This is a genomic window from Desulfosarcina sp. (genome assembly GCF_041551955.1).
Lineage (GTDB): Bacteria > Desulfobacterota > Desulfobacteria > Desulfobacterales > Desulfosarcinaceae > Desulfosarcina.
Genome location: NZ_JBFELV010000292.1, coordinates 1 through 6,208 on the forward strand (window position 1 = coordinate 1; position 6,208 = coordinate 6,208).

The window sequence follows — 6,208 nt, forward strand, 5'->3', positions numbered from 1 at the left end:
CGCAGGACGTGGTTCCAAATGTAGGTCGACGCGTTGATGCGCACGAAAAGCAGCCTCGCTGCAGAATTAATGATTGCAGAGAACCACCCGTGCACAGCATGGCGCTGCACACGGGTAGCTCGGGTGAACTACTTCAACAGGCCGGCTTCTTTGTAATACTTAATGGCACCGTCGTGCAGGGGTGCGGAAAGTCCGTCTTTGACCATCTCTTCTTTCTTCAGGTTGGCAAAAGCCGGATGAAGCTGTTTGAACTCCTCGAAATTGTCGAAAACCGCCTTGACGATCTCGTAGATCACTTTGTCGTCCACCTTGGCGGAGGAGACAAAGGTGGCGCCCACGCCGAAGGTGGGGGTGTCGGTGTCGGTGCCGCGGTACATGCTGGCGGGGATGATGGCTTTGCGGTAGTAGTCGTGCTCGGCCACCAGGTCATCCACAACCTTGCCTTTCACGCTGACCATGACAACGTCGCAGGAGGTGGCGGCCTCCTGAATGGAGCCGTTGGGATGGCCGACGGTGTAGACCATGGCATCGATCTTGTTGTCGCACAATGCACCGGCCTGCTCGGCCGCTTTCAGCTCGGAGGCCAGCTTGAAATCGTCGTTGGTCCATTTCAGAGCACCCATGAGGACTTCGATGGTGCCGCGCTGACCGGAGCCGGGGTTGCCGATGTTGACGCGTTTACCCTTGAGATCCATAAAGTCCTTGATGCCGGAGTCGGCACGGGCGACCACGGTAAAGGGTTCGGGGTGCACGGAAAAGACAGCTCGCAGATCCTTGTCGGGCCCCGCATCAGCGAACTGGGCTGTGCCGGTGAATGCATAATACTGCATGTCGGACTGGGCCACCCCCATGTCCAACTCGCCGTTTCTGATGGCGTTGAGGTTGTAGACGGAGCCGCCGGTGCTCTCCACCGAGCAGCGGATACCATGCTCTTTTCTGCCCTTGTTGACCAGGCGCGCGATAGCGCCGCCAGTGGGATAGTACACGCCGGTGACGCCGCCGGTACCGATGGTAACGAAGGTGCTTTCCGCCTGCGCCGATTCAGCGCCGAAGCCGACCAGGAGTGACAAGCCAAACAACAGGGTCGTGACAACGAGTAATGATCTTTTCATCCGAACCTCCTTTGGTAGGGTCAAAATTTGTGACCGGTTTTGAAATTGGGTAGGTAATGACGCTTTTGTTTTTTCCTCCTCTGAAGGGATGTTGTTAACTGGTTCTCGATACCCGTCGAGAACCTATAGCGCTGTAACGAAAAACGATAAGCACCGCCAGCATTGGTTATTGGGGTGGGTATGCAAAATCGATTCAGCAAATAGAATGCGCACGGGTCGGTACACCAGACCTGAGCAAAGACTCTGCCACCTGCCTTTTATGGCGCAATATGTGGACCCAACAGAATAGATGCGTTGAATAATTCCGCTTATATCGGTATTCGTAAAGAAAAAATCGAACTGGCGTAACTTGATCAAGAGATAGGTCGATTATAAGTGAATTTGAAGAATTCATCAACCTTGAAAATAAATCCTACCCATTCCGGACGTGGGTGCACTTTTCGAAAATGGGTCCCAACCGCAATTCCGGTGGGTCGAACCCAACCCTATGGAAAGGCGACCAAAGGCGACGACTGATGATCCAAAAGCCCACCGATACCCCGGCAGAACCGCGGGTAAGCGTGATCCTACCCACCTACAACCGCGCATGGATTCTGGCGCAGGCCGTCGAATCGGTGCTCTGTCAGGATTATGTCAATCTCCAACTGATCGTCATCGATGACGGTTCAACCGACGACACCGTCCACCTGCTTTCGTCGTTCAAGGACCGCATCACCGTTATCCAGCAGGCCAACCGGGGGGTCAGCGCTGCCAGAAACGCCGGCATCCGGGCGTCGACCGGAGAACTGATCGCCCTGATCGACTCGGACGACACCTGGCTGCCGGGAAAAGTGACCGCCCAGGTGGCGTTTTTCTCAACCCATCCCGATGCGCACGTCTGCCAGACCGAAGAGGTCTGGATTCGCAACGGGGTGCGCGTCAACCCGGGCAAACGCCATCGCAAGGAGGCCGGCATGATCTTCGAAAGGAGCCTGGAGCTGTGCCTGGTGAGCCCGTCGGCGGTGATGATGAGAAGATCTCTGCTGGACGAAGTGGGCCTGTTCGACGAAACCCTGCCCGCCTGCGAGGATTACGACCTGTGGCTGCGCATCGCCTGGAAGCACCCGATCCATCTCATCGACCAGCCGCTGATCGTCAAGCGCGGTGGCCACGACGACCAGCTGTCACGCATGCCTGAACTGGACAAATACCGGATTCAATCCATCGTCCGCCTGATTGACAGCGGTGTCCTGTCACACGATCAGAGAAATGTCGCCCGGGCCATGCTGGCGACCAAGTGCACCATCTACGCCCAGGGATGCCGCAAGCGCGGTCGGCTCGACGAAGCGCAGCGGTATGAGCAGGTGGCGGGAAGGTATGAATCAGCCGATGGCCAATGACAAAAAACTCAAATTCAATGATGAATTCCAGGTCAACCCATTTTTTTACAGTTAGGCGTCAGGACGGCATTCTCCCTGTATTTTCAGACAACTAAAGTGAGTTAAGAAAATAGGAACCTAACCCGAGGGGATCCGTTGCCGTTGGAGGCGAGGCCGGGTGTCTGGCTAGGCAATCTCAGGTGTTGATAGGAGCCGGTGCCGCAGGGCCCTCTCATTTCATTCAAATGTTAAGGTCCCTTGATTTCATTGGGTTAAGAAGGAAACCGTTTTCAGCATCTCGATTAAAAATCTTGTATTTTTATCTGAAAGTGCTACATTGTGGCATCTTGATTGGGCAGCTATGGCCACGCCGGCGAGTGTCCTGATGTGCTGAACATCATACCTACATTGATGGCGTGCTCCACTGGGGATAAGAAAAATAATATTAACCATCGATCGTTGTATTTCCTTATCTCCATCCTCCCGTGCCCTTCGCGCTTGTCGATATGAACGCTTGATCATAGTGGATGATGCCCTTGCAGATTAAGGTAGGGACAACCTTTCGGTGCTGCGCAGCACTGCCGTTACAGGCAGAACATTTCCCGCGGCTTGCCGTAGGGAGGGTTCAATCTTCGATCAGTTCCAAAATCGCAGGTTGTGACCGGCGAAAGTTTAGGTAGGTGAAATATGACTGAAGCAGTGATGGAAAACCGGGATCATTTATGGCGATTGCTACGCAGTTTCATTGTGGAAATACCACCTGGTGTAAAACCTGAAAATCAAAATCATTATGTCATTCACAGTATCATCACTTACTTTGCATTAATCGCCCATTCTTTAAGCATTCCCCTTTTTTGGTTCCTTGGTGTCAAACAGCTGGCCCATTTTAACATCGTCGGTGTATCGATTTGGATCTTTGCCATTGTCCTTAATCGTAAAGGGTTCCATTTTTCTTCTATGATCATCAGTGTCATTTTGGTTTGTTCCCATCAGACGCTTTGTATTGTTTTTATCGGATGGGATGCCGGGTTTCAGTATTTCCTTCTGGCACTTCCATTCGGGCTGTTTTTAATGCCCCATGGGAACAACTGGATTAAAGCCCTGATGACGTTTATCTGTTTGATGAATTTTTCTCTGCTTGATTATTTTTTTAGGACTTCCGAGCCTTTTTTAATCTTGAATCCCTTCATACTTCATGTTTTCAATTACTCAAACCTAATCATTTTCGTAACCCTGGCGAGTTTTGCCTGTTATTTCTTCAACGCTAAAGTGCATGGTGCTGAAACAGACTTTCGCAAGGAAAGAAAAAAGGTGGAGAAAGCCTATAGCTTGCTTTCAAAATATGTGGCACCTCAATTGGCGCATACGATTTACAATGGCCATATTGATTCGATTTGGAAGCATAGCAGGAAGAAATTGACTTTGTTTTTTTCAGATATCCAAGATTTCACGCCGGCTACTGATTCAATGGAGCCTGAGGACATGGGTGAGCTGTTAAACGAATACCTTAAAGAGATGAACATCATTGTCAATAAATATCGGGGCACCCTTGCTCAGGTAATTGGTGATGCGCTGTATGTGTTTTTCGGGGCGCCTGAAAGTAACACAGACAAGGACCACGCGGTAAGGTGTGTCAAAATGGCCATCGATATGCAAAACAAAATGAAAACGCTCAATGACAGGTGGTATGACAGAGGTGTCGATCACGTTTTGAAAATTAGATGCGGGATTAATACGGGTATGGTTACCGTTGGCGGCTATGGTTCATCTGAAAGAAAGGAATACACAGCCATGGGCATGCAGACCAATATTGCGGCAAAAATCGAGGAGGACTGTGAACCAGGTGGCATTCTTATCAGTCATACAACTTGGGCGCTTGTGAAAGATGAAGTCTCCTGTTCGGAGAAAGGGCTTATAAAGGTGAAGGGCCTTCGAAGGCCCATAAGAGTATATCGTGTTATCAATGATGGCGGGTGACAAATAACCTGAATCATCATACAAAAAAACATCTCGTGAGAAAAAAAACAATGGCTGCCGTGATAATAAGGCATAAGGAAAAAGATCTCACTCCCTGATTATCCCCGACCCCTCGGATCCTCGACCCCTTGCCCCCTGTCTCAAACCATCCGCTCGATCTCGCCGATCATACGGTTGAGCCGTTTGATCGACACCGGGCCGTCGGTCCCCACCTCCTGGGCAAAGATCGACACCTTGTACTCTTCGATGGTCCAGAAAAAGGCTTCCACCGCCGCCCGCTTTTCCACGGAGGTCGACGAATCCAGGGATTGCAGCATGCGCTTGAGCTGCTCGATAAACGGCGCCACCAGGGATTCCCGGGAACGGTCCTTCTCCAGATCGGTATATCCCCGCTGGACCCGAATGGACAGGGCGCTCAGGTATCGCACCACGTGGGACAAGCGCTGACGGTCGTAAAGCAGCACGAAGTTATCGGGGACCAGGCGGGTCAGTTCGTTTTTCAAGGTCAGCAGAAACTGCCCCACCACCGGTGCGGCGATGCGCTTTTTTTCCACTTCCGTGATCCGGCATCGAACCTCGTGGTGGGCCTCGATCACGGCGACCACCACATCCCGCAGGTCCTGTCCGCACTGGTGCACCCGCAGCGCTGTCAGTTCGTCCACTCGGGCGTGGTAGTCTGCCGCCGTGAGGATCGGGTGCGCGAACAACTCACGGGTGACGCGCTGGAACAACTGCCCCTCGATGGCGGCCATGCCGCCGAAATAAACGCTCTGACGTTTCAACAGCACCGGCAACTTCAAATTTTTTTTCAAAAATTTGAGACCGTCGGCAAAATGGCGGGCCAGCAGGGCTGACACCCCGTTGGCCTGGGCGACCTCGGCAGCCTTCAAATCGCTGAACAGCCGAATGCGGATCTCATTGTCGTCGGCCTCCAACCGGGGGTACAGGCGCCACGGCGCGCCCCGTCCATCGGCGCCGGTAAGCATGTCCGGTAGGTCTCCGAAATCCCAGGTGGTGATGCCTCGACGCTCCCATCGCCTGGCCAACGCCGACGTACCAGCCGGCAGAAGCAGATCTGACTCCCGATGGTCCAACAGGCTGTCGTCCCGGCCGCTGGCCACGACCCGGCCCTTGGCATCGGTGATGGCCAGGCGCATCTTCAAGTGGTCAGGCAATGCGTCCACGGGCCAGGCCGCCGCCGGAACGTCAACCTTCAAGCGCTGGAAGAGAAAACGGCTCAGGGCGGTGGGCAGGCTTTCCCGTTCCCTGGGCATTTCCTGAAGTATCGTCTGCACGGTGTCGGCCACCGGCACCAGTTTGACCCGGTAGGCCTTGGGCAGGCCTTTGATCAGTGCAGTGATCTTCTCGTTCAGCAGACCCGGCACCAACCAGTCTAACTGCTGTCGTGGGACGTCCCCGGCACTCTCGGCCGGGATGGTGACGGTGACGCCATCGGCCTCGGTTCCCGGCTCGAAGGAATAGTCGCAGGTCAGGACCCGGTGGCCCAGATCCAACTGACGGGGATACTGGTCCAATACATCTGGATCCGGCGTATAGCGGATCAGCATCTCTCGATCCAGGCGCAGGAATCGGTCGCCGCCCTTCTTGCGGATGCGATGCTTCAGGGTCCGCATGTCGAACACGCCGGGCAGCCGCTCCTTGTAGAACGCCACCAGCACCTCGTCGTCCACGAGGATGTCCCGCCGCCGAATGCGATCTTCCATGTTGCGCACCGCCTCCACCAGTCCGGCGTTGTGCTGC

General features: G+C 53.8%; 4 protein-coding genes. 2 read left to right on the top strand and 2 right to left on the bottom strand.

Features of this window, described 5'->3' with window-relative positions; genetic code table 11:
• Window positions 1–128 precede the first annotated feature (128 nt).
• A complete protein-coding gene (locus tag ABYV26_RS18170; RefSeq protein WP_372682773.1) occupies window positions 129–1,112 on the bottom strand; it encodes a TAXI family TRAP transporter solute-binding subunit in 984 nt (327 codons plus the stop codon).
• A gap of 515 nt (window positions 1,113–1,627) precedes the next feature.
• Between ABYV26_RS18170 and ABYV26_RS18175 the strand changes: the two genes are divergently transcribed.
• Together ABYV26_RS18175 and ABYV26_RS18180 are read left to right on the top strand one after the other, a co-directional pair.
• On the top strand, window positions 1,628–2,491 hold the full coding sequence (locus ABYV26_RS18175; RefSeq protein WP_372682774.1) for a glycosyltransferase: 864 nt from the start codon (window positions 1,628–1,630) through the stop codon (window positions 2,489–2,491).
• A gap of 666 nt (window positions 2,492–3,157) precedes the next feature.
• The gene (locus tag ABYV26_RS18180; protein WP_372682775.1) at window positions 3,158–4,447 is read left to right on the top strand and encodes an adenylate/guanylate cyclase domain-containing protein; all 1,290 of its coding nucleotides are present in this window, start codon (window positions 3,158–3,160) and stop codon (window positions 4,445–4,447) included.
• A 140-nt stretch (window positions 4,448–4,587) separates the two neighbouring features.
• Here the strand turns inward: ABYV26_RS18180 and ABYV26_RS18185 are convergent.
• On the bottom strand, window positions 4,588–6,208 hold a 1,621-nt coding region (locus ABYV26_RS18185), incomplete at its 5' end, for a DUF3418 domain-containing protein (protein ID WP_372682776.1).